The sequence below is a fragment of the Pedobacter gandavensis genome (assembly GCF_032678465.1).
In the GTDB taxonomy this organism is placed as follows: domain Bacteria; phylum Bacteroidota; class Bacteroidia; order Sphingobacteriales; family Sphingobacteriaceae; genus Pedobacter; species Pedobacter gandavensis_B.
Map to the genome: position 1 here is coordinate 110,148 of NZ_JAVTSK010000005.1, position 24,608 is coordinate 134,755.

Genomic DNA, 24,608 nt, shown 5'->3' on the forward strand with positions numbered 1-24,608 from the left:
TTATACCATCATGAGTACACAGACATTTGCAGAAAAGATCGCAAAAGCGCCTGATTTTCTTCCAATTAATGGAACGGATTACATAGAATTCTATGTAGGCAATGCAAAACAAGCTGCACATTACTATAAAACTGCGTTTGGATTCCAATCACTGGCTTATGCCGGACCAGAAACAGGAGTTCGCGACCGCGCTTCCTATGTATTGACACAAGGGAAAATCAAGTTAATCTTAACTACTGCCTTAAAATCGGATAGCCCGATTGCAGAACATGTAAAGAAACATGGAGATGGGGTAAAAGTGTTGGCATTATGGGTGGATGATGCATACAGCGCATTCGAAGAGACGACAAAACGTGGTGCAAAACCATACCTGGAGCCTGTTACCCTGACAGATGAGTCTGGAGAGCTGAAAATGTCAGGCATTTATACTTATGGAGAGACCATCCATATGTTTGTAGAGCGCAAAAACTACAAGGGTACATTTATGCCGGGTTACCGCGAGTGGAAAAGCGACTATGCACCAACAGAGGCTGGTTTATTGTACATCGACCACTGCGTGGGTAATGTTGGATGGAACAGAATGAACGAGACCGTTAAATGGTATGAAGAAGTGATGGGATTTGTCAATATCCTGTCTTTTGACGACAAGCAGATCAACACGGAATACTCGGCCCTGATGAGTAAGGTAATGAGCAATGGGAATGGTTTTTCGAAATTCCCGATCAATGAGCCTGCAGAAGGAAAGAAAAAATCACAGATTGAAGAATATTTAGAATTTTATGAAGGCGAAGGGGTGCAACACATTGCGGTAGCTACAAAAGATATTTTGACTACCGTAAGGGAATTAAAAGCTCGAGGGGTTGAGTTTTTAAGTGCACCCCCTGATGCCTATTACAGCATGATGCCAAACCGTGTGGGTGAGATTGATGAAGAGATTGCACAATTGAAAGAACTGGGTATTCTGGTAGATTGCGATGAAGAAGGGTATCTATTACAAATTTTCACTAAACCGGTAGAAGACCGTCCGACTTTGTTCTTTGAAATCATCCAAAGAAAAGGAGCGCAATCTTTTGGTGCCGGTAATTTCAAAGCCTTGTTTGAATCCCTGGAACGTGAGCAGGAATTGAGAGGCAACTTATAAAAAACTGATCATTATTATTCATAAAACTAAAGCCAGTCTGGAAACAGTACTGGCTTTTTTATGTTACAGAAGCAAGAATTAGGAAAAATTAGTTAATTTCGGCCTTCTAGGCAACCTGCGAGAATGGACATTAACATCATCGGAAGCATCTCATTATTCTTTACACGCTTTGGCGCGGCTTTTAAATTATTCCAAAAGAATGATCCACTGCGTCTTGCCGGTGCAACTGCTTTCTTTGCCAATTTTGCCTTGCCTCCCATTCTGATTATTTTAATTCGCTTATTTGGTTTTTTCATGGATCGGAAAGAACTGGCGAATACCTTGTTTGAGCGACTAGGGACAGTCTTAGATGACAGCAGTACGACTCAAATCAGACAGGTTTTAAAAAACATCAGAGGCGTAGATCATCAATGGTATGCCACCATTCTGAGTTTTATATTCTTCATATTTGTAGCCACTACCCTTTTCGCAGTCATCAAAAACTCCATGGATCAGATCTGGTCTATTGGCATCAAAGAAAAGGTAGGCTTTGTATTTAAAATGAAACTCAGGGCGCGTTCTTTTGTAATTATCTTATTAGCCGGACTGTTGTTTTTTGTTGGAATCATGACGGATAGTATGCAGGCGATCATTGGCACTTATGTCAACAATGCTGCCCCAACTTTCGGAAGGTTTTTTCTATTGATGCTGAACCAGGTATTGTTTATCGTGATTGTGACCACCTGGTTTTCTGTCTTATTCAAATTCCTCACCAACGGCCGTCCCAGTTGGAAATCGGCCATACATGGTGGTATTCTAACTGGTATCCTGTTTACCATTGGCAAGTCCATTCTTAGAATTATGCTGCCTTTAAGTGGCATTGGAAATATCTATGGTACCTCAGGATCAATTGTTCTGATTATGCTTTTTGTATTTTACTCTTCTTTCATTTTTTACTTTGGTGCTTGTTATGTAAAAGTATTGAGTGACGACAAAAACCGTCCTATACGCCCTATAAAGGGCGCGTTTACTTATGAAATCAAAGAAATAATAAAAGAGGCCTAAACAATTTAAGCGGTTGCGATTTTCTCAAATCCTTGCATTTCAAATACCGCTAGTTTATTGAACAGGTTATAATGAAGGGTTCCAAAAAGGTTGACAATCCCTTCTTTATTTTTTCCTTCAATACAGATACTTTCTTTAAAAATATCTTTGTGTCGCAAAATCTGGTCAGACAAGATCAGCTCTTCATCCTGAATTTTAACATCATCTGCTTCGATAGAGAATTGTTTGAGCAGCTCAGAGAAGCCTTTTCCATTCAATAATAGTTCTTTGATATTCATGGTCTTCTTATTTAAGTTAGGGAAGATTTTAACGTCAATTTTAGCGCCAAAAAAAAGGGCAAAACCCTAAAGTTCAGCCCTTTTCCACAAATGTTGAGAAATTGTATTTTAGAATAAACGGTAAGCCAGTCCTAATGTGAACAGACCCAGTTTTTTACCACTAAAATCGTCTTTGCCAATTTTTGATAAACCTTGTTCATATCTCAGATCGATGCCTAATTTACTGACATCCAGTCCGGCACCAAACTGCCATGCAAAATTCTGATCTTTAAAATTGCCCTTAAATGCCTCTCCAATTGCCTGATTCACCTTTTGGTCTTTATTTAGGACAAAGGAAACTACCGGCCCAGTGTTTAAGCGGAAACCTATACCTGCAGCACCGATTTTGGTACCAATTAAAACTGGAATATCTAAACTGGTGAAGTCTACTTTATTTTCAAAGCCGTTACCGTCTTTTAAAGTTGTGTTCTTGCCCGAAATATACATCTCTGGTTGCAAGTGAATTCCTGCCGCACCAATACGTGCCCAGATACCACCATAATATCCTGCTCTATTATCGCTTTTTAAAGTACCTTCCGTACTTAGTTTAGTCATATTGACCCCACCTTTTAAGCCGAATTGAAAGCTAGGCAGAATTTGACTGAAGCCCATCATACTTGAACAGACGAATAACGCAGATAAAATTATTTTTTTCATAATGTAACGTATAGGTTGATATAAAAACTGTTATGTAAAACTAAGAATATTTTTAATTCATCAGTATATTACGTAATTTTATATTTACAATCGCCTATTTGAAACCGAGTTAGAATTCTAGGCTGAGCGCTTATCATCACCTATTTTAGATGGATTTTACATTCAATGCATACTCCTATTTCTTAATTTTTTTTGGGATCATCACCCTTTTCTTATCCTGGTATGCCTACCGTAAAGAACATGGTGCCGTAAGGCTTTTTGGTCTGGTCATGCTATCTAATGCCATCTGGTCATTAGGATATGGCTTTGAACTTGCTTCACATGAATTGACACAGGCAAAACTGCTGATCGATATTGAATATATTGGCATCAGTACCCTCCCAATGTCCTGGTTACTATTTTGTTTAAAGCTCTCTGGAAAGGAGTACTGGTACAAACGGCCCTTAAACCTAACCTTGTTGATTTCGATCACTGCGCTCACTTCCATATTGGTTTGGACCAATGATTACCACCAACTATATTACAAGCATTATCTTATGGATAGCACTGGTCCCTTTCCAACGGTATCCATTGAACCAGGGATCGCTTACAAACTCTTTACTGGCTATTTTTACCTCTTACTGGCTATCGGTAGCTACCAACTCATCTCTACATTCCGCAAATCCGATCCCATTTATAAAAGACAAAACTACAGCATTATCCTTGCCGCATTAATTCCATGGATCACCAATATCGCTTACATTTTGGGCTTTCGTCCAATTAACAACCTCGACCTGACTCCTTTCGCTTTTGCCGGTACCATTACATTTGTACTCATTGCCATTTACCGTTTTAAGCTGTTTGATGTCTTACCCGTGGCCAGAGAAAAAGTACTTGAATTAATCCAGGATGGTTTTTTGGTGATTGATAAGCAATTTCGGGTGATTGATTACAATCATGCTTTAAGAAAATACCTGAATGAGCCCAACAATAAAAAGATCATAGGAACTTCAATTGAATCTTTATTTCCACAACAGGAGAATTTTTTTCAGTTCCTAAAAAACCATCAATCAGGAAAAGTGGAGTTACGCGCGGAGAGCCCATTGGGCCAGCATGATCTGGAGGCAAACATCCTGTATCTGAATCAAAATCAGCTCAGTAATACGGCCACAATAATTAAATTTCAGGACCTCACTAATTTTAAACAGGAAGCCTTAAAATCCCAGCAACAAACGGAAGAACTAAAAAAGCTAAACCAATTAAAGGACCGTATTTTCTCTATCATTGCGCATGACCTTCGCGGCCCACTGGTGAACCTCTCTGAGGTACTCAAAATGATTTCCAATGATCAGATCACGATTGAGGAATTTAAAATGTTATCGCCGACCTTAAACAAGGATATCTTATATACTACTGAGCTCCTTGAAAACATATTACATTGGTCTAGAAGTCAATTGAAAGGATACGGTATCAATAAAGAATTTTTTGATCTGAGGGGTATGATCATCAATGAGGTCAATTACCACCTGCCTTCCGCAACTTCTAAAAACATCACGATCATTCAGGATGTTTTTCCGGGAATCCTGGTTTATGCAGACATGCTAATGATCCAGATTGTAGTCCGGAATTTATTGAGTAATGCGATCAAATTCTGCTTCGAAGGTTGTGAGATCGACATTTCCTCCGTTTATACCAAAGGCCAGATGATGCTTTCCATACACGACAATGGGGTGGGCATTAAAGCAGAAACTGTTGAAAAACTATTTAGTGGGGAAAACCAATCGACCAGAGGGACTTTAAATGAAAAAGGAACCGGTCTGGGTTTAGTGGTATGCAGAGAGTTTATGGAACGCAATGAGGGTACTATTAATGTTGAAAGTGAATTGGGCATAGGTACCAAATTCAATTTATTTATCCCTGTTGCCCCGGAAAATGATGATTTTAATGTAAAAAACCGATAAGCAAATCAATGCTTACCGGCTTTTTCAGGCTTCATAAAAATCCTCTGCATGCATCAGATCCTGTTTTTCTTTTTATCATTCAAAGCTTAATGGCCTGTAGCTTCATTAATGGCCTGTTTTTCTTTTAAAGCTTCTACGTTGTTTTTATTTCCAAAATTCTGAGTTTTATCAGCAAAGTATTCCAGTATGCCAACAATGGTATCCAGGTTGTCCGATACCCTTTGGTGCATATCTGGCAAGTCTTTGTCCAGTCTTTTATCTCCCAATTCAATATTGTCCACTTCAATCTTACCTATTTTCTGGATAATCGCTTGTTGTGAATGTTGTAAATCTTCCAACTCCCTGACTATCTTCTCCATTAATTCAAACTTTTTTAAAGTATCCATATTTTTATCGATTTAGTTTAACCTAGTATTGATATACTAATAGAACCAATTACATGGCAAGTATGTTTTTATTTTTTCAGATAAGCGCAAAACCTACAGCCCATAATTTGGAAAACTGAAATCAAACTAATAACTTAGTTTATTAAATGAGCTCAGTATAATGTGCTGAGATTTTACAGCACCTAAAAATTCTGTATATACTTCTTTAAATTATAACACAAACAGCAACACATGAAAAAACTCCTGCTTTCGCTTTTAATTTTGATCAGTACCTCTTACGTAAACGGACAAACCAATGCTGTAGATAAAGAAAAATTGCTGGATTATTTTCAAACGCAACGCTACCTGGATGCTGCTCAGTACCTGCAAGGCATTTACACCGAAGACACAAAAGATTCGAAGGAGATTTCTCAGCTGGCTTATGCCTACCTGATGGCGGGAAAACTTGCTGAAGCAGAGAAGAACTACTTAAAGCTCTATGCAGAAAAACCAGAGGACATTGCAGGCTTGTTTAATCTGTCTAACATCAATTTAAGAAGGGGAAACAATGCCAAGGCCAAAGAATACCTGACCAAGGTTGTAGAACTGGATAGCAATAATTTCAATGCCTACAAGCAAATCGGGCGTATTGAAAAAGAACAGGGAGATCTGGTGCCCATGTTCAAAAATTTCAAAAAGGCGAATAAACTCAATCCAACAGATGCAGATGTAGCTTATGAACTCAGTGAGCTATACTTCAAGATGAACCAATTCATCAGTGCATTAAACGTGCTTGAACCTGCTTTGTCAGCTGACAGCAGTAATCTTCAATTGTTAAAAATGAAAATGCCAGCCAGCATTGCTACAAAAAAATACCAGGAGTCTATTCAAACCGGAGAAAAGCTGATGGCTTATGGGGACAGTTCTACTTTTGTGCTGACCAATATGGCGAAGAGTTATTTTCTACTTCTGAATTATCAAAAAGCATTGGATTACTTCTTAAAAGCAAGCATTGATAAAAATGCTGATGAAGGCCTTTTATATAATATCGCCTTAAGTTACCGCGGGATCAAAGATTACAAGAATGCGGCAGATTATTTAGAGCGTACCCTCAAAGTGGCCATTTCCAAGAAAACATCGAGTTATTACGGCCTTCTGGGAGATTCTTATGAAAGTATTGATAAAAACGACCTGGCTAATGCGGCCTATAAACGCGGGCTTTTATTTGAGAACAATGGCAGTTTATACTATAACATCGCTTTAGTCTATGAAACCAAGCTAAATGACAAGAAAAATGCCATCAATTATTACCAGCAGTACCTGAAAACCGTAGATCCTAAAGAGCAGGCCAAACTGGTCGTTTTTATCAAAAGTAAAATTGAAGAATTAAAGCGGTAATTCACCGCGTGCCATTAAGCGGGCCACGTATTTACCAATAATATCAAATTCAAGATTTACCGTATCTCCAACATTTACCTGATGAAGGTTGGTATGTTCAAAAGTGTAGGGAATGATAAAAACAGAAAACTCATCATTTTCTGACCCTACCACGGTTAAACTAATTCCATTGACACAAACAGAGCCTTTTTCTACGGTCACATTTCCGTTCTGGGCATCGTATTTAAAACGGTATTCCCAGCTGCCATCCAGTTCTGCTCTTTTCACACAAACCGCAGTCTGGTCTACATGTCCCTGTACAATGTGTCCGTCCAAACGTCCATTCATCTGCATACAACGCTCCAGGTTCACTTTGCTGCCTAGCGCCAAATGCCCCAGATTTGTCTTTTCTAAAGTTTCCTGAATGGCCGTTACCGTATGATTCGTGTCTGTTAAAGCCACTACGGTTAAGCAAACCCCATTATGGGCTATGCTTTGATCGATCTTTAGCTCATTGCTCAATTCCGATTTAACGGTAAAATGAAGATTAGTTCCTTCTTCCCTAATCGCTTCGATTTCTCCTAATGTTTCAATTATCCCTGTAAACATCTGCTAATTATATTTTGTACGGTTTCTTTTCCAATTGCTAGCCTGAGACTCCTGAGTTACAGTAGCTGGCTCATTGGTTTTCTTTTTATAAGTTATTGCAGCGATAACTGCTGCAATCATTGCTTCATTTTCATCGCTTTCCTTCAAGCGATCCGGATTAAAATACTTACTCACGAAGTGGGTATTGAAATCGCCTGATTTGAAAGCCTCATGTTGCATGACAAATTTACCAAAACCAAGGGTAGTTTTTATTCCGGTAATGTGATATTCGTCAATTGCCCTGACCATTCTTTCTATAGCCTCTTCCCTATTCTGGCCATAAGTAATCAATTTGGCGATCATTGGATCATAATAAATGGGAATTTCCATCCCTTGTTCAAAGCCGTCATCTACGCGGACCCCGTTCCCTTTTGGGCTCTGATAAACTTCCAGTGTCCCAATATCAGGAAGGAAGTTGTTCTCCGGATCTTCTGCATATACCCTCAGTTCAATCGCATGGCCATGGATTTTAAGGTCTTCCTGTGAATAGGACAAAGTCTCTCCTCTGGCGATTTTAATTTGCTCTTTAACCAGGTCTAAGCCCGTAATCAACTCTGTTACCGGATGCTCTACCTGAAGTCTGGTGTTCATCTCTAAAAAGAAGAAATCCAGGTGTTCATCCAGAATAAACTCTACAGTTCCAGCGCCCACATAATTAACCGAACGCGCCACATCTACGGCACATTTACCCATTTTAGCTCTGATTTCTTCAGTTAGCACACTTGAAGGGGCTTCTTCCACCACTTTCTGATGCCTGCGTTGAACAGAACATTCGCGTTCAAAAAGGTGCACAATATGGCCATGGGTATCCCCCAAAACCTGTATTTCAATATGCCTTGGCGAAGAAACATAACGTTCAATAAAAACAGCACCATCACCAAAAGCAGAAGTTGCCTCACTCACGGCCAACTGCATTTGCTCTTCAAAGTCTGCTACTTTTTCTACTATGCGCATTCCTTTTCCACCACCACCCGCAGCAGCTTTAATCAGAATAGGGAAACCTACTTCTACAGCTCTAGCTTTCGCTTCTTCTATATCAGTAATTGCTTCTTCAGTTCCGGGAACCATAGGGATCTGGTATTTTAAAGCTGCCGCTTTTGCAGACAACTTATTTCCCATAATTTCCATGGCTTCGGGAGTAGGGCCGATCAGAATTAGACCTGAGGCTTTCACCAATCTGGCAAAACCTGCATTTTCTGACAGGAAGCCGTATCCTGGATGAATCGCGTCGGCACCAGTAATTTTACAGGCTTCAATGATTTTTTCTCCCAATAGATAACTCTGACTGGATGCTGCAGGGCCAATACAAATGGCTTCATCTGCATAACGCACATGAAGCGCTGCTCGATCAGCTTCCGAATAAACCGCTACTGTTTTAATGCCCATTTCACGTGCAGAACGCATGATGCGCAATGCTATCTCGCCCCTGTTGGCTACCAAAATTTTCTTCATGTAAGGTTATTTATGCGCTGAAGGATGTAAATGTAAAATGATTTCAATGGTCTGGTCGATCATTTCCGGAGAAATATCGAGATGAGTCACCATACGAACCGTTCTCGGCCCGGTAGTACTGCAAACTACACCTTTTTCTGCCAAAAGATGGACAATATTTTCGGCATTAAAACCAGCGGCAATTTCAAACAACACGATATTGGTTTCCACAGGCATGACGGAAGCGACATAATTCATCTGAGTCAATGCCGCAGCCAATGTCCGGGCATGATCATGATCGATGGAAAGCCTTTGCACATGGTGGTCTAATGCATAAATTCCAGCCGCAGCCAGAAAGCCCGCCTGTCGCCATCCACCTCCAAACGCCTTGCGAAGTTTGATCGCTTTTTTGATGGTCTCTTTGCTTCCCAAAAGAACGGAACCCACCGGCGCGCCCAATCCTTTAGATAAACACACCGAAATACCATCAAAATATTGTCCGTAGTGTTTTGCAGAATTACCTGTCGCCACTAAAGCATTGAAAACTCTTGCGCCATCCAGATGTAACTTTAATCCTTTTATATTACATAAAGTATGAATGGGCTCGATCTGGGACAAATGATAACATGCCCCGCCCCCTTTATTTACTGTATTTTCCAATACCACAAGGCTGGAGTTCGGATAATGAATGTTATCTTCATTAATTTCAGGTTCGATCAGTTCCGGACTAACGATGCCCCTCGGTCCATGGAGTAAACGCACTGAAGCCATAGAATGATAGGCAATTCCGCCAGCTTCATAACGGTAAACATGAGCAGTCTGGTCGCAAATCACTTCATCCATTGGTTGGGTAAAACATTTGATCGCAATCTGGTTGGTCATCGTTCCTGATGGACAAAACAATCCGGCTTCCATATTAAACATCCCCGCAAGTTTCGTCTCCAGTTGATGAACAGTTTCATCTTCTCCGTAAACATCATCACCAACTTTCGCTGCCATCATTGCAGCCAGCATTCCAGCTGTTGGTTTAGTCACTGTATCGCTTCTCAAATCAATCTTTATTGGCATCATATTTTGATTATAGCTTATCTACAAATATTAACTTTTTAAATCTCGTTAAAAAGTGCTGCTCCACAAAATCAATGGAGCTAACGAGATAATTACAATAAATACAGATGATGGGTATTTTATTCAAAAACCGCTTTTAAGGCTAGTAAAACGTTTATTAAGTACGATACTGAGGTTTTTTAAATTTATAAAAAGCCCTTTTTCCAGAATTAAAATGCCAATTCCGCTAAATGCTTGATTTTTAATTTGGATTTCAAAATAACAAGTGTATTTTAGGCTTAGTGTTTTTTTAACAATATGGTAACTTTAAATCAATAAATAAAAAGAGCAAAAACGCCCTTATTTGCACAATAAAGGCGGAAAATTATTTAAATAACTTAAACCAAAGAATTAAATTTATGAAAAAAAAACATACAAAAGTGTTAGGATTATTTACTTTTATCCCGAAAAAAACAAATTAAGATGATAGTTATTGCAGATGGTGGTTCCACCAAAACCAATTGGTGCTTAATTAATGAAGCTGGCAGAAAAATTCTATTTAATACAGAAGGATACAATCCATACTTTTCGGATACCGCATATATTGTTGGTTCGTTAAGAAAATCTCTTCCGGATCATTTAGAAACAGATAAACTTACCGAAGTAAATTACTATGGTGCAGGATGTTCAACTGATGCCAAACGCAAAATTGTAGCAGATGCAATGCAACAGGTATTTCCTAATGCAAAGATCAACATCGGACATGATTTATTGGCTTCATGCCGTGCTTTACTAGGTGATGAGCCAGGTTTTGCGGCAATCTTAGGTACAGGTACAAACTCTTGTTTGTATGACGGTAAAGACATTACGCTAAACATCGATTCATTAGGATATTTCCTGGGTGATGAAGGTAGCGGATGCTACATCGGAAAAAGAATTCTTAGTGATTACATGAAAGGTTATATGCCTAAAGGTTTAAGAGAAAGTTTCTATGATAACTTTGCCCTGACCAATGAGGATATTTTTGATCATATTTATAATAAACCACTTCCAAATCGTTTTTGTGCTGGTTTCAGCAAGTTCTTATACGACTATAAAGACAATTACGAAGATTATACCTTCTCTACTGTAGATTTCGCATTTACTGCTTTCTTTGATAATTTAGTAGTTCACTATCCAAACTATAAAGATTACTCACTAAACTGCGTTGGATCTGTAGGTTATAGCTTCAGAGATATTTTAAGTGTTGTTGCCGACAGATATGAAATGGGTGTTGGTAAAGTGATCCGCTCTCCTATAGATGATTTAGTGGAATACCACATGAATACGGTGAACAAATAAGCAATACATTCTTATAAAGAAAAAAGAGGGCATCCCAAAAGGTGCCCTCTTTTTGTTATCAGCCAGAATTAATTTAACATATTTTAACAAGAGGGATTTAAGAAAATTTGGTATCATTGAATAACCAAAATATTTCCCCAAAAGGAAATTAACCTAAACCAAATTCTCTTCATGTTTAAAATTTTAGCGCCTCTCCTGCTATTTTTAATAGCGTCCAGTACCCATGCACAGGATAAAGCCAGTATCAAAGGCACTTTAGCTGACTCCATTAGCAATAGCCCTATAGAATTCGCCACTGTTGCGGTAGTGAATGCTAAAGACACCTCCCTGATCTCTTATACTTTATCCGATAAAAAGGGAACATTTCATATAGCAGGTATACCAACGAATCGCGCTACAAAACTGATCATTTCCTATGTGGGTTATCCTACCCACCGACAAAACCTCCAACTTAAACCAGGCGAGGTCAGGGATTTTGGCACTTTACGATTTAAAGGGACCCAACTGGATGAAGTAGTAATCAGGGGAGAAAGGTCGCCGGTAGTCATAAAAAAAGACACCATTGAATTCAACGTAGAAGCATTTAAAACCAGGCCGAATGCAGTGGTGGAAGAATTGCTCAGAAAGCTTCCTGGTGTCCAGGTCAATGCAGATGGTTCTATACTCGTCAATGGCAAGGCGATCAGCAAATTACTGATTGATGGAAAGGAGTTTTTCGGAAATGATCCATTGATTGCTACCAAAAACCTGGATGCAGACCTCCTGGATCAGATCCAGATTTATGATGATCGCGAAGATGATCCGGATCATAAAATCAGTGCTTCTCAAGTATCGAAGATCATTAACCTGAAACTAAAAAGCAAAATCAAAAAAAGTACCATAGGCAAGTTTTATGGTGGTGCCGGAACCCGCGACCGCTTCGATGGAGGGGGAATTCTGAGTAACTTTAGAGATACCCTACAGGTCAGTCTGATTGGGCTATCCAACAACTTGAATAAAACCGGTTTCTCTCAAAATGAGCTGTATAGTATGGGTGGATTTGATCGCTCTGGAGGTTCCGGATATTATGATGGCACCTTTGGAGGTAGATCCTGGGCTGGAGACATGGAGAAAATAACAGCCGGTGGCGTTAATATCAATAACAATTATGGGAAAAAACTAAAGACCAACCTCACCTACTTCTATACCAATACCAACACCACTAATGCCTCCAGTAGCTTTTCCGAACAGACCTTGGAAATCATAAAAATCACGTCATCCTCTACTTCAAAGAGCCGGAACAACAATCAAAAACACGCAATTGGTGGCTTAATCGAATGGAAACCTGACAGCTTAAATCAATTTAGATATCAGCCAAAGCTGAATTTAGGCAACGATAACCGTGAAAGTTCTTCGAATAGCAATAGCTTTAACACCTTGCATCCCAAACTGAATGAGATCAGCAACAGCTCTAACAGTAACAACAACAACCATCAGTTTTCTCATACCGCATCTTACTATAGACGCTTAAAAAAGGATGGCGAATCCATCAACATCCGTCATTCCCTGTCGCTCAACAAAAATGCTTCAGACAGATTCTCCCTTTATGATCTGAAATCATACGTAGAAAGCATTAAACCGGAGTTATTTGATCGTTTGGAAGAAAACAACAACAAATATAATGATGCCAGCTTAACAGCGGATTACACCTACCCCATCCACAAACTACTGACATTCGAAATCAAAGCAGTTATAAACTATGCAAATTCGACTGAAAAAGTATCCAGCTATGATAAAAACCCAATAGATGGAATGTACAACATCTTCTTAATTCCACAGAGTAGTAACCTAAGTAGAGATACCTGGTCCCAAGAGCTGAGACCAAAATTATCCTTCAACTTTGCTAAGTCCTATAGTTTGAAAGTTGGACTCAATGGAGCCTTGCAAAATGTACAAAACAAGTTCAATAGGGATGTTATGGATCAGCACTTGCAATACGCTAATCTATTTCCTGAAATCACTATTCAGGGGCCTAGTTTTTATCTTTCCTATACGGAGCAAATTCAACAACCAAGAATCGCTCAAATGCAGCCCATCACCAGAGAATATACCCAATTGACTAAATTTATAGGAAACCCTGATTTAAAACCCCAACACCACCGGTTCTTCCAGGGAAATATCTATAAATACAACCATAGTAAGCAAATCAATTTCAGTGCATATTCCGGTCTAACATTATCCGATAACAGTACCATAGAAAAAAACACAATTTCAGAGGATGGAGCCAGAGTCACCACTCCGGTTAACAGAGATGGTTATGTTTCTGGTTACCTGGGGATTAATTTCGGAAAGCAATTCAAAAAATCCCAGGACTGGCAAATTGGTTTAAACAACGATTTTTATGCTAACCTAAATCGAACTGCTTTCTTTCTGAATCAGGATGAAGGAACGCAAACCACTTATTACCTGAGACTCGGACAAGCGGTCAACTTTAATTACCAATCCCTACTTACGGTGACCACCAATTACACCTTCCTTCAAAACATGACCACCTACAAGGGAGTTGATTACAAAAATATCAAGACCCCTAGTCACGATATAGGAGCGGAACTGGTCCTGAGGTGGCCAAAAAGAATTATCCTGGAAAGTAAATATGCTTTTAATTACAATCCCAGAATTACCCAGGGCTATTCTAAAAGTGCCAACATTTTAAATCTTGCTGTTTCCTTTCAGATGTTGAAAAAAGACCGTGGACAACTAAAAATTTCGGCATTCGACCTATTAAATGAGAGTATTTCTGTTTCCCGTTATGCCAATGCCAATTCAGTGTCTATTTCTGAACGACAAATTCTAAGGAGGTATTTTCTAGCTACTTATCAGTATAAATTCTCTACACATAAAGGGAAATAAAAGGGTGGTAAAAAAACAAGGCCGCTGCATTTATAATGCAGCGGCCTTGTTCGTATAGGTGCTTTAATTTAAAACGAGATCTCTTTACTGAATAACTTCGCGTATTTACGCTTATCAAATTTATACAAAGTTGCAGCCCTGAAGCTCACTCCTTTTTGCTTTTCCTCAAGGTCTTTCAATACCCCAAAGCTCAGCATCTTCTTTCTGAAGTTTCTTTTGTCTAGTTTTTTGTTGAGAATAATCTCATACACATTTTGCAATTGTGTCAGGGTAAATTTCTCTGGTAAAAGTTCAAATGCAATCGGCTGGTGTTTGATTCTTCTTTTGATCTTTTCGAGTCCTTTATCGAAAATCTGCTGATGATCGAATGCCAGTTTAGGGAGATCTTTCACATTGATCCAATGTGCTTGTTTGGCATAATTACTTAATGGTTTTAGCGCTTTATCGCCTCCTAATCTTAATAAAGCGTAATAGGCAATACTCACTACTCTTCCCTGAGGATGTCGATTTACATCGCCAAAAGTGTAGTATTGTTCCATATATACATCACCCAATCCGGTGAGTTCATGCAAAATTCGGGAGGCAGACTGGTCCAGGCTTTCGTCTTCGGCTACTATATTTCCTGGTAATGCCCACCAGTCCTTGAAGGGCTCTTCGTTTCTTTCGATCAAAAGAATTTTCAATTCTCCTTCATCAAATCCGAACAGCACACAATCAATCGAGAAAGTGGAATTAAACTTTGGTAAGACTTCTTTCAAAATATCAAATTTTATTTATCAAACTTATTTTTCAATCTGCCTTGAATTCATTTTAAGGCGTTCATTTGTGGTAGATTATTTATCTTTTTATTCTTTCCCCTTATTCCCTTTGCTATACTTCCCTCCCCCTACTCTGGGTTTAATCTATAAAGTTCTTAAATAATATCGTGTTTTAACAAGATTAATAGGATTTAAGTTAAAAACAAAATGAAAAGTATAATTATAAAAATATTGTTGCAAAAGAATCTTAGCGGAATTGAGCTCCTAAGGAGGATTTTTCCATCGTGTTTTCTATATTGCATCCGCTAATCCTAAGGATGCAGAAATGTGAAATCTTATTTGTAGCGTTTTTAAGCTGTTTTTTATTAGAATGATCAAGGGGGATAGGGCCATATTTTAGTTTGCTAAATCATTAAAGCAACTATAAATCTGAGTCAGGGTTTATAAAACGGTAATTTTTTAAACATTGAAGCAATAAAATACACTTACATCCCAGTTAGGAAGGAAAATTAAAAATAAATTACTTAGTGTAAATAATACACGCTATATTCGTAATCACAAATCATGAAACCAAATATTAAAAATATCGCCGTATTGACATCTGGAGGAGACGCTCCAGGGATGAACGCCTGCATCAGGGCCGTAGTACGTACTGGCATATACAATGGAATCAACATGTTTGGGGTTTTGCAGGGATACCAGGGCTTGATCAATAACAACATCAATCCAATGGATGCAAGATCCGTTAGTAACATCATACATTTAGGTGGCACCATTTTAAAAACCGCCCGTTGTCTTGAGTTTAAAACTGAAGAAGGTATGGCACTTGCTTTTGAAAACTTAAAAGCACGTGATATAGACGGTTTGGTAGTGATCGGTGGAGATGGAACATTTACAGGGGCGCAGAGATTTGGCCAGAAGTTCGGAATTCGTGTAATCGGAATTCCAGGAACGATCGACAATGATTTATATGGCTCTGACTTTACTTTAGGATACGATACGGCAATAAATACCGTTATTGAAGCAATAGATAAAATTAGAGATACTGCCGATTCTCATGACCGTTTGTTCTTTATTGAAGTCATGGGCAGAGATTCAGGATGTATCGCCTTGAGAAGTGCAATTGCCAGTGGTGCAGAAGCTGTACTCCTACCGGAAAAAGAAACCAGTCTGGATGAGCTAATCTCACAATTGGTAGCTGGAGCTTCAACAAAAAAATCTTCGAGCATTGTCATCGTATCTGAAGGCCATAAGGCTGGTGGAGCATATGATGTAGCGAAAAAGGTGAAAGAGAGTTTTAACCACTACGACACGAAGGTCACCATATTAGGTCACCTGCAACGTGGCGGTAGCCCGAGTAGTTTCGACCGAATTTTAGGTAGTCGTTTAGGCTTTGCAGCTGTGAACGAATTGCTAAAAGGAAGTACCATGCAAATGGTTGGCTTACGTGGTAATGATATAAAGACGACAAGTATAGACGAAGCGCTAACCAGACATACTTTTAAGCTGGAAAGTGATTTATTGGAAATGACTAAGGTTTTATCCATTTAATCATGATAGCGGTAGTTTACAGTGGATCTAAAACAGCGTACTGGAAAATTGCTCAGGATGGAAAGACCATTGCCGAATGCAATATGCCAGGAATTAATCCCTGTTTTAATGACCAGAAGTCTATACTTCAGTTCTTAAATAAAAAATCGATTCTGGTGAATCATGCAGAAAGCATTAAGAAGATTTATGTTTTTGCTGCTGGTGCTTCCTCAGAAGAAAGAAGAAATGAATTAGCGGAAACGCTTGGAATGTTCTTTAGATATAGTAAAATAACGGTTAAAGATGACCTGTATGGAGCAGCGATCTCTGCCTGTTACAATAATCCTGGAATTGTAGGGTTATTGGGTAGCGGAGCCAATTGTGCTTATTACGACGGAAAGAAACCGGAGAAGAACAACTTTGGGCTAGGGTACATCCTTGGTGATGAAGGTTCAGCAAATTACCTTGGAAAAACGCTGTTAAAGTATTTTGTACAGGATAAATTGCCAAAAGAACTGCATAAAAAGTTTGAACAAAAGTATAACCTCGACAGGCCTCAAATCCTGGAACGGGTATACAAACGTCCTCTAGCTCAGCAGTTTCTAAGTTCCTTCTTTGACTTCTTTTTGGAAAACAGAAATGATAAATTTTTGTTAGGGATAATAGAGAAAGGATTTGAAAGTTATTTTAATACTTATTTGTTGCCAACATTGAAATTACATCCCGGTAAAGAAATACATTTTGTAGGTCTTGTGGCCGGAAACTTTCAGGAAGAGCTGCGGGCAACCGCAAAAAGGCATGAACTGGAAATAACATCGATTACTAAAGAACCGATATATAATTTACTAAACTACTATTCAAATTAACAAAATGAGCAAAATTGGAATAAACGGCTTTGGCCGTATCGGCAGACTGGTTTTTAGAGCTGCTTTAAAAAGAGGATTAGATATTGTTGCAATCAATGATTTAGTTGAGCCGGATTACATGGCTTATATGTTAAAATACGATACTACACACGGTCGTTTTGATGGTACTATTGAAGTAGTAAACGGTCACCTTGTAGTAAACGGAAAAACGATCCGTATCACTGCGGAAAGAGATCCAGCTAACTTAAAGTGGAATGAAGTAGGTGTAGAAACAGTTATCGAATCTACAGGTTTATTTTTAACTCAGGTTGATGCTGAAAAACATATTCAGGCTGGCGCAAAAAGAGTAGTACTTTCTGCTCCTGCAAAAGATGATGCCATCCCTACTTACGTAATGGGTGTGAATCATGAGTTATTAACTGCTGATCAAACTGTAGTTTCTAACGCTTCTTGTACAACTAACTGTTTAGCACCAATCGCTAAAGTATTGAACGACAACTTTGGTATCGTTGAAGGCTTAATGAGCACAGTTCACGCTGTAACTGCAACTCAAAAAACAGTAGATGGTCCTTCAGCTAAGGACTGGAGAGGTGGACGTGGTGGTTTCTCTAACATCATCCCTTCTGGTACTGGTGCTGCGAAAGCAGTAGCAAAAGTAATTCCTGCTTTAAAAGGAAAATTAACAGGTATGGCTTTCCGTGTACCGGTAGCTGACGTATCTGTTGTTGATTTAACAGTTCGTCTGGAAAAAGCAGCAAGTTATGAAGAAATTAAAGCAGCCATGAAAGCAGCCTCAGAAGGTTACTTGAAAGGTGTGCTAGGATATACAGAAGATGAAGTAGTTTCTTCTGACTTTATAGGAGATGATCATGCATCTATTTTCGATGCAAATGCAGGTATTGCATTAAATGACAACTTCGTGAAAGTAGTTTCTTGGTATGACAACGAATGGGGCTATTCTAATGCATTAGCTAAATTCGTAGAGTACTACGGAAACTTAAAGTAAAACCCGTTCATACAGGTTTATATTTGGTTAGAAAAGGGATGTGTCTGGATGGAACATCCCTTTCTTGTTTTCTAACCAGATACAGCTACTGTATTTCAATTAGTTACACCACAAACAACGGTTCAACATATGTTAATTATTCTGTTATTTATCTTTTAATATTGAATTCTAATGTAGGCATTCAAACGTTATATTGAAGGTCTTGTCCCCCATTTTGTACCCGTGTTTGTCCCTGCAGTTTCTATATCAACCCCTGATCAGCAAATCTGTAGAAACGGTCTTTACAAAGACGTAAATAATCAGGTGATCGAGTATCTTCAAATCTAATAGCACGCCTCCATCTTTAAGTTTACTTGTCAATACTATACCTTCCCTGCTTGGATCGGGTTCTCCGCTTGGATGACACTGGCAAAGAATGATACCACTTGCACAGGCTTTTAATGCAGCTGCAAAGATTATTTTAGGATCCGCTATTGTTCCACTAAATCCACCGGATGAGATATGCACTACACCAAGTACTCTATTTCTTCTGTTCAAGAGAAGTATTTTAAACTCCTCTACCAACTCAATTTTACTCATGCTCCAATGCTGTATGAAAATCTCATAGGCATCGTTAGAACTGCTAATTTGTGGTCTTTCTGCAACTTTGTAACTTGGTTTGTAGCTGATCTCTATCTCTGCTACTTTGAATGATGTGTTATGTACCATAGTTTTATTAATTATGGTACCCAAACCAAGCTTTCAACACAATTAAGCAAAGGCAGGAACGGAATAAAGAGACCGTGTAGTTACCACAGGAGCGTTTATGCCGTAGTTCCTTTAAGCGTATTGTGGTGACAAGCTTACCTTTGTGGAGTAATTAATAACGAAATTAACTATCTCCACAAGATAACAACACTACGTAATGATTTCCTTCAGTGTTTTTATAAATTCTTGAGTATCTAAGAAGTAACTCGGATAGGCCTTGCGTAAAGTTTCAAGTGATGTTGAAGACACAAGAACAACCTGCCTTTTGTTACCTTCCGTTATAGAGGTTTCTTCCTTAATAAAAATTGAAAGTTGTAAATCTAAACTCCTTTTATGCTAACCGCCTGCGAATGGATTGATGGTCAGTACAGTAAAGCTACATTGTAGCGGTGTACTGATATGTTTTCAGCATGAAAACACGAGGATTGGCGGAATTGTTGATCTGTTGGCCGAGAGCGCTGATGCTGCAACAATTGTGTCAATCTAAAGCCTGAGCTACCCGCAGGTGAGCTGAACTGAGAAAGCCGATAGATTCATTAATAATGAAGCGTAGCAAATGGTTAATGCAGATAGAGCAAGCTTTCATGAGTTGGCTCGTATGCTGAAAGCCAAAAATGATGACAGATTTGCGTGTGGGGGGGCTAAGCCAGGATGATTAGTCCTAGCTTAGTGCGGTGGGAATCTGGCGTTATTTTATGGCTAGCATAGTCACAGCGAATAACGATTTTCCTGCGTCTTGCTTTGTTCAAACCCACAGGTGGAAGATAGTGCGAATGCTTGCAATGCAGTTTATAGATCGCTTCTACAGCGTGTTTTACCTTATAAACGAATGAACAATCCTCCCATTCCACGACTTAAGCCACCCCTTTTTTGGGAGGGGAGGCATTGGGAATGATGATATTTACTCTGAAACCTCATCTACAGGTAAATCATTCCAATATTTAAAGAATGCCATTCCTTCATCTGTTAGCTTGTAATCCTTATTGTTAGTATTCACATTATGCTTAGTTCCAGGAATTATAAAGTTTTCACGTAAGAGCACTTTCATTATGTCATCTTCATTACTCATTAGTGCCACACCTGTAATATTAGCTAGATAGCCATTAAACTTTTTGGATGTCCATTCTTGTTTCGCTTTGTTAGCAACTCTAATAAAATTCTGTGGAATAGTGTTAGTTACTTCACTTTTTGATATTTGGATAGTACACCTAAGATTGGTACTATTTTATTTTAATAATTATACCATTATGAATGAATACATGCAAATATGATAAGAAGAGTATCTAAAGTTTATGATATGTCCAGTTATTCTGTAATTATTTTAAAAAATGATTTAATTTTTAACAAAAAAGCAATATAACAACCCATTATATAAATTTTTATTGTTATCTTACCTTAAATAAAATAAATATGGATCGTATAATCAATATCACACTGATTTCATGTGTAATCATTTTAGTTGCAATCTTGACTATGGAGCTTTTGAATCCAATACAGGGATTAATTGATCGCTTTCCTTATCCTTTAATTATATCCATCTGCTCCCTTTACTACATTAAAATAAAGCGCGCAAAACGTATCAAACAAAGTCCAAACGACTCCAGCACCATTTAAGTCAGGCTTTGACAGGGATATGGTCTGCCCCCCTTTTTCCCACCACATTTCTGTACTAAAATCGTAGCAGCTAATTACCTTTCTTTTTTATATTTGCGTGTAAACAAATGAAATACCTTTCCGCTCAATTATGAAAAAAACATTGCTTGCCCTTTCACTGACAGCCCTGATCTTTGGCTGTAGTAAAGATGAAGAAAAGACGAAAAACTATCTACCCAGAGTTTTAACAAAAAATGAAGCCTTCAACCAATACGCCGAACAAAAGGCTGATTCTATCACCATTTACAAATTAAACAAACCAGAACAGAAAGAATGGTTGTCTGTAAAATTCAGAGACAGTACGGTAAGCATCCAGACCGACCCTTCAGATCCTAAAAAATCAACACCGCATTTTACTTTTGCAGAATTCATCAATACCCAAAAAACAAGTTTATTGGTTCAAATTGCAGATGAAACTGCATTGGTTGCACCTGTTTATATCATTTCATTAAAAGATGGAAAACTGGAAGTGTTGAGCCTGGAACGCCCAACTCAACCAGGACCAGGTGAAAAATCTGGATTAGGCATCAACAGACTTGGCCGTACCGGACACCTGATCAACAATGACTTTTTCATTACCGGCGTAACCGCGAAAGCTTATTTATTGAAACGACAAGAACCGGAGCAAAGAATTGCCGGAAAATTTTTAATGTTATCCCCAGACCGACAAACCATCGTTTTTGCAACACCAAAAGAATTGTATCAGGTAAATTTTGTTACCGATCAAAGCTTAACACAAACTTTCCCAGGTGAATTACCTACTGAAGTGCCGGCAATTTACAGCTGGGTACAAAACAACTTTAGTTTCCAAAAAGACAAACAAGGTGTTACCTTTTTGAAAAAGAATGATACCGACAGAATCGTCGACATCAGTGAATTTAAGAAATAGCGGTTACACACCAAAATCATCAAGGGAGTAAGGCAATTCCTCACAAAAAAAGCCGTTGTTCAGGAGAATATGTTTCACCACTGCGACAGCCGGAATTGAACTTACTACCCTTAAAATCTTATCTACATCTTCAAAAGCAAACGACCAGTTTTTTTCTCCAAATAAAGTATTCATCACAGGACTAATCGAAACCAAATCCTTTTGATCCTGTACCGAGGTTTTAAATATCATAATATTCATCATCTTCCGATTTAATATTTTAGCAATAATCTTCCCTAAAATTGCATGATCCTCAGTACTTAGAAAAGTGGCCACAGTCAAAACCAATAAAAAGACCGATGAACAACGGCAAATCATCGGTAAACGATTTGCAAGTGCTAACTTTTTTTGATGAGATCAATAGAAAGAGCAGATCTGCCTTTGCACTATGTCCATTTACCCGGTTGCATAACCGGACGTATGACCAGACTTGTCCTGGCGAAAGTATCATTGCTGAATATGGCACTGGCGAAGTGTTAAGCCGCTTAAGCGATCCCTTTGGCTTTCAAAGTCTGGGCGCCGTATTGGGGATGGACTGGCAAAATGTAGAAAAAGAGAGAAGAGAATCCTGGAAATATAGAGGTAAAACCGTTTTCGGCGATGCTCAATCAGGTCTAGATTCGAAACTCAGTCTTTTTTAAACTTAAAAAGCCGAAATTACCTGTTTAAACATCTTAATTTTTTAGTAAAATAAGCACGATTTCTTATCTTGGCTATTCATTTATAATAGATTAATTCCGTTATTTGTTTTGTTTAGTTTAAAATATACCAACAGAACACATTAATGCAGTTTAAACAATTCTCCTGGCAAATTGCCTGGGATTACCCGCCATTCAGACTTAAATTTATTCTGGGAATCTCTATTCTTGCATTGATTTTGCTATTCATTCCTCATTTTTTCGCTTTCGTGGAGAATAGAGAGAAGGGATTTATACTAAACGACTGGCTATTGGCGAATATTCCTGCGGTTGATGTGTCCTGGTGGATCTTTATCATTCTTTATGGAATGTCGATATTCTTCATCATTCGCATGTCCAGAAATACCTCCATCTGCCTAACAGCCTTATGGTCCTATGTATTCCTCTGCATAGCAAGAATCATCACCATTTCTATTGTCCCGCTTCACCCACCTAAAGATATTATTGAATTAATAGACCCTTGCTCTATTGTTTTTTATGGCTCTAATGTGATCACCAAGGACCTTTTCTTCTCCGGTCATACGGCTACCATCTTCTTAGGAGCACTTTGCCTGGAAAATAAACGGGAAAAAACCATCGCTTTTATTGCAGCTGGAGTAATTGGTATTTTGCTATTGGTACAACATGTACATTATACGGCCGATGTCCTTGCGGCGCCGTTGTTTAGCTGGATATGCTGGTATTTTGGGAAATCAATTGAAAAGCTTTAAAACTTCTTTTAAAGTATAGCGGAAACATTCCTAAGAACTGCTTCCGCCAGAAGGGTTGAGAGCTTCTATATCTTTAATTCCAGTCGATTTCAAAGATTGAATCAACTCATTTGTATAATTAAAATCCTGATCAAGGTTGATGTTAAAGATCATCATACCTCCTTTGATGCCATTGTCAGGTTGCCATTGTGACAACTGAATAGCATCAGTCAAAGAAGTCAGCTGATGTTTTCCTGGTTGTACTCCAAACAATAACTTTTTGCTACCAACCAAACCAGCATATAACTCAAATTGATTGATCATGGTTTCCATATCCCATAGGTAACCTGCCAGTGATACATAGTCAAAACAAGCATTACATCGCTTCAATAACTGCTCGTCTACATAATACTGATAAGTCACATAACTCATCTTTTTTCTGGTCGCAGACTTAGGTCCAAAGTATTTAGATAGCTCTAGTACCACCTTAATAAAAGTCTCATTCGGCACCTCACCACCCATTTCAGGATCTATATCAATACCATCAAGCCCCCAGTCGTTGACCACCAGATCATAAACTTCAGCAGCAAATTTTTCAGGATCAGCAATCGTATTCCAGCAAATTTTTGGATAGATAGCAGAGGCAATTGAAGCCATCACCCGCACCCCCTTTTTCTGCTGCGACCGAACACCAGTCAGGATATCTTCCCAGCCCAGCCCGTTGCTGGTCAAGTATAAATGTTGTAATGTTTGATCAGGATCCAGATTAATTACAAATAAATTGATCACGTCAACTCCGCTTGGAAGTTCTTCAATAATCATCTTTTGATTCGCATAACCTAACCAGTAGGCAACAAACAGAGGATCCGGCGATTTCATATGAATAAATAGGGGTTAGTTATACTGGTGCTATGAAAAATAAAGATCTATAAATGGATTAGGATGAAAACGCGTGGGATTACCTGAATAAAAAAACAGGTATTTATACCTGTTTAAATAAGATAATCGTAACAAATATAAATTTGCTGTAAATAATTCATCAGCTTAGCAAAGAATGTTTTATTTTCGATTAAGAATTAAACTAACCTGCTCTTAAAAAAACTAGTAAATCAACAAAAAACAATAATAAGCCATGGAAAAAGAAGCCGTTAAACACGACAAAAGTATTTTTGAAATTCCTTTAGCTGAAGCTAAGGAACTAACTGCTGCATGGGCAGCAAGGGGAAACTTCATTAAAGGATTTCTGATTGATAAAGACGAATTACAGGATATGCTAAGAGAACCAGGAACAAGATATCTAAGGGTTTATTTTGGCTGGGATGTAGAAATGGAAGTGGGTAGAGAACAAAGAATGATCATGGTTCCTGCAGATATATATGGAAAAGACATGATCAATAAAGAAGGTTCAGAAGAAGCAGGAGATGGCGAAGTGAATAGCAACATATTTGATTTCACTATGCCTTGCCCACCAACCTGTTCACCTGATGAGATCTTGAACCCATAATGGCATCATTAGTAGAAAAAGTTTACTTATAT

Annotated in this window: 24 protein-coding genes; 13 read left to right on the forward strand and 11 right to left on the reverse strand. The window is 38.5% G+C overall.

The genetic code is table 11. From position 1 onward, the window contains the following. Positions 1-10: 10 nt before the first annotated feature. Both hppD and R2Q94_RS10870 read left to right on the forward strand, forming a co-directional pair. The gene (hppD, locus tag R2Q94_RS10865; RefSeq protein ID WP_316821483.1) at positions 11-1,141 is read left to right on the forward strand and encodes a 4-hydroxyphenylpyruvate dioxygenase; all 1,131 of its coding nucleotides are present in this window, start codon (positions 11-13) and stop codon (positions 1,139-1,141) included. Positions 1,142-1,264: 123 nt separating this feature from the next. Beyond that, positions 1,265-2,185, forward strand: coding sequence for a YihY/virulence factor BrkB family protein (locus R2Q94_RS10870; protein ID WP_316821484.1), 921 nt, complete (start codon positions 1,265-1,267; stop codon positions 2,183-2,185). A gap of 5 nt (positions 2,186-2,190) precedes the next feature. On the opposite strand, the gene R2Q94_RS10875 is transcribed toward R2Q94_RS10870, so the two are convergent. Together R2Q94_RS10875 and R2Q94_RS10880 are read right to left on the reverse strand one after the other, a co-directional pair. After that, a complete protein-coding gene (locus R2Q94_RS10875; protein ID WP_316821485.1) occupies positions 2,191-2,463 on the reverse strand; it encodes a hypothetical protein in 273 nt (90 codons plus the stop codon). A 108-nt stretch (positions 2,464-2,571) separates the two neighbouring features. Then, positions 2,572-3,159, reverse strand: a complete 588-nt coding sequence (locus R2Q94_RS10880; protein WP_316821486.1) for a porin family protein — start codon at positions 3,157-3,159, stop codon at positions 2,572-2,574. Positions 3,160-3,308: 149 nt separating this feature from the next. Here R2Q94_RS10880 and R2Q94_RS10885 point away from each other — a divergent pair, with 149 nt between their 5' ends. Further along, on the forward strand, positions 3,309-5,099 hold the full coding sequence (locus R2Q94_RS10885) for a histidine kinase N-terminal 7TM domain-containing protein (protein WP_316821487.1): 1,791 nt from the start codon (positions 3,309-3,311) through the stop codon (positions 5,097-5,099). An 86-nt stretch (positions 5,100-5,185) separates the two neighbouring features. On the opposite strand, the gene R2Q94_RS10890 is transcribed toward R2Q94_RS10885, so the two are convergent. Then, positions 5,186-5,485, reverse strand: coding sequence for a hypothetical protein (locus tag R2Q94_RS10890; protein WP_316821488.1), 300 nt, complete (start codon positions 5,483-5,485; stop codon positions 5,186-5,188). A 231-nt stretch (positions 5,486-5,716) separates the two neighbouring features. Between R2Q94_RS10890 and R2Q94_RS10895 the strand changes: the two genes are divergently transcribed. Beyond that, positions 5,717-6,862 carry a tetratricopeptide repeat protein gene (locus R2Q94_RS10895; protein ID WP_316821489.1) on the forward strand — a complete coding sequence of 382 codons (1,146 nt, stop codon included), beginning with the start codon at positions 5,717-5,719 and terminating at the stop codon, positions 6,860-6,862. Here R2Q94_RS10895 and R2Q94_RS10900 read toward each other — a convergent pair. Genes R2Q94_RS10900 through R2Q94_RS10910 form a run of 3 tightly spaced genes read right to left on the reverse strand, consistent with a single transcriptional unit; the run spans position 6,851 to position 9,988 of the window. Further along, complete coding sequence (locus R2Q94_RS10900) at positions 6,851-7,450, reverse strand: riboflavin synthase (protein WP_316821490.1); 600 nt, start codon at positions 7,448-7,450, stop codon at positions 6,851-6,853. The two genes, R2Q94_RS10895 and R2Q94_RS10900, sit on opposite strands and share 12 nt — an antisense overlap. A gap of 3 nt (positions 7,451-7,453) precedes the next feature. Then, positions 7,454-8,941 (reverse strand): acetyl-CoA carboxylase biotin carboxylase subunit, encoded by a 1,488-nt coding sequence (gene accC / locus R2Q94_RS10905; protein WP_316821491.1) that lies wholly within the window; start codon positions 8,939-8,941, stop codon positions 7,454-7,456. 6 nt (positions 8,942-8,947) lie between these two features. Further along, complete coding sequence (locus tag R2Q94_RS10910) at positions 8,948-9,988, reverse strand: GntG family PLP-dependent aldolase (protein WP_316821724.1); 1,041 nt, start codon at positions 9,986-9,988, stop codon at positions 8,948-8,950. 462 nt (positions 9,989-10,450) lie between these two features. On the opposite strand from R2Q94_RS10910, the gene R2Q94_RS10915 reads away from it, so the two are divergent. Both R2Q94_RS10915 and R2Q94_RS10920 read left to right on the forward strand, forming a co-directional pair. Then, the gene (locus tag R2Q94_RS10915; RefSeq protein ID WP_316821492.1) at positions 10,451-11,308 is read left to right on the forward strand and encodes an N-acetylglucosamine kinase; all 858 of its coding nucleotides are present in this window, start codon (positions 10,451-10,453) and stop codon (positions 11,306-11,308) included. 171 nt (positions 11,309-11,479) lie between these two features. Further along, positions 11,480-14,197 carry an outer membrane beta-barrel protein gene (locus tag R2Q94_RS10920; protein ID WP_316821493.1) on the forward strand — a complete coding sequence of 906 codons (2,718 nt, stop codon included), beginning with the start codon at positions 11,480-11,482 and terminating at the stop codon, positions 14,195-14,197. Positions 14,198-14,265: 68 nt separating this feature from the next. Here R2Q94_RS10920 and R2Q94_RS10925 read toward each other — a convergent pair whose 3' ends face one another. Continuing rightward, on the reverse strand, positions 14,266-14,955 hold the full coding sequence (locus R2Q94_RS10925; RefSeq protein ID WP_316821494.1) for an NUDIX hydrolase: 690 nt from the start codon (positions 14,953-14,955) through the stop codon (positions 14,266-14,268). Between the two features lie 564 nt (positions 14,956-15,519). Between R2Q94_RS10925 and pfkA the strand changes: the two genes are divergently transcribed. The 3 genes from pfkA to gap are packed head-to-tail and all read left to right on the forward strand — an operon-like array spanning position 15,520 to position 18,357. Then, positions 15,520-16,506, forward strand: a complete 987-nt coding sequence (gene pfkA, locus R2Q94_RS10930; protein WP_316821495.1) for a 6-phosphofructokinase — start codon at positions 15,520-15,522, stop codon at positions 16,504-16,506. A gap of 2 nt (positions 16,507-16,508) precedes the next feature. Beyond that, entirely contained in the window at positions 16,509-17,351 is an 843-nt protein-coding gene (locus R2Q94_RS10935) for a hypothetical protein (protein WP_316821496.1), read from the forward strand. A gap of 4 nt (positions 17,352-17,355) precedes the next feature. After that, positions 17,356-18,357 carry a type I glyceraldehyde-3-phosphate dehydrogenase gene (gene gap, locus R2Q94_RS10940; RefSeq protein WP_316821497.1) on the forward strand — a complete coding sequence of 334 codons (1,002 nt, stop codon included), beginning with the start codon at positions 17,356-17,358 and terminating at the stop codon, positions 18,355-18,357. A gap of 246 nt (positions 18,358-18,603) precedes the next feature. Here gap and R2Q94_RS10945 read toward each other — a convergent pair whose 3' ends face one another. Together R2Q94_RS10945 and R2Q94_RS10950 are read right to left on the reverse strand one after the other, a co-directional pair. Beyond that, positions 18,604-19,065, reverse strand: a complete 462-nt coding sequence (locus tag R2Q94_RS10945; RefSeq protein ID WP_316821498.1) for a JAB domain-containing protein — start codon at positions 19,063-19,065, stop codon at positions 18,604-18,606. A 940-nt stretch (positions 19,066-20,005) separates the two neighbouring features. After that, positions 20,006-20,152 (reverse strand): hypothetical protein, encoded by a 147-nt coding sequence (locus R2Q94_RS10950; protein WP_316821499.1) that lies wholly within the window; start codon positions 20,150-20,152, stop codon positions 20,006-20,008. A gap of 696 nt (positions 20,153-20,848) precedes the next feature. On the opposite strand from R2Q94_RS10950, the gene R2Q94_RS10955 reads away from it, so the two are divergent. Further along, complete coding sequence (locus tag R2Q94_RS10955) at positions 20,849-21,646, forward strand: hypothetical protein (protein ID WP_316821500.1); 798 nt, start codon at positions 20,849-20,851, stop codon at positions 21,644-21,646. A gap of 3 nt (positions 21,647-21,649) precedes the next feature. On the opposite strand, the gene R2Q94_RS10960 is transcribed toward R2Q94_RS10955, so the two are convergent. Continuing rightward, the gene (locus R2Q94_RS10960) at positions 21,650-21,886 is read right to left on the reverse strand and encodes a hypothetical protein (protein ID WP_316821501.1); all 237 of its coding nucleotides are present in this window, start codon (positions 21,884-21,886) and stop codon (positions 21,650-21,652) included. Between the two features lie 98 nt (positions 21,887-21,984). On the opposite strand from R2Q94_RS10960, the gene R2Q94_RS10965 reads away from it, so the two are divergent. Beyond that, positions 21,985-22,326 carry a DUF763 domain-containing protein gene (locus R2Q94_RS10965; protein ID WP_316821502.1) on the forward strand — a complete coding sequence of 114 codons (342 nt, stop codon included), beginning with the start codon at positions 21,985-21,987 and terminating at the stop codon, positions 22,324-22,326. A 143-nt stretch (positions 22,327-22,469) separates the two neighbouring features. Further along, positions 22,470-23,093: a phosphatase PAP2-related protein gene (locus R2Q94_RS10970; protein ID WP_316821503.1), complete on the forward strand. Its 624-nt coding sequence runs from the start codon at positions 22,470-22,472 to the stop codon at positions 23,091-23,093. A 30-nt stretch (positions 23,094-23,123) separates the two neighbouring features. Here the strand turns inward: R2Q94_RS10970 and R2Q94_RS10975 are convergent, their stop codons facing one another. After that, positions 23,124-23,951 carry a glycosyl hydrolase family 18 protein gene (locus R2Q94_RS10975; protein ID WP_316821504.1) on the reverse strand — a complete coding sequence of 276 codons (828 nt, stop codon included), beginning with the start codon at positions 23,949-23,951 and terminating at the stop codon, positions 23,124-23,126. A gap of 253 nt (positions 23,952-24,204) precedes the next feature. On the opposite strand from R2Q94_RS10975, the gene R2Q94_RS10980 reads away from it, so the two are divergent. Next, positions 24,205-24,576, forward strand: a complete 372-nt coding sequence (locus R2Q94_RS10980; RefSeq protein ID WP_316821506.1) for a hypothetical protein — start codon at positions 24,205-24,207, stop codon at positions 24,574-24,576. Positions 24,577-24,608 lie beyond the last annotated feature (32 nt).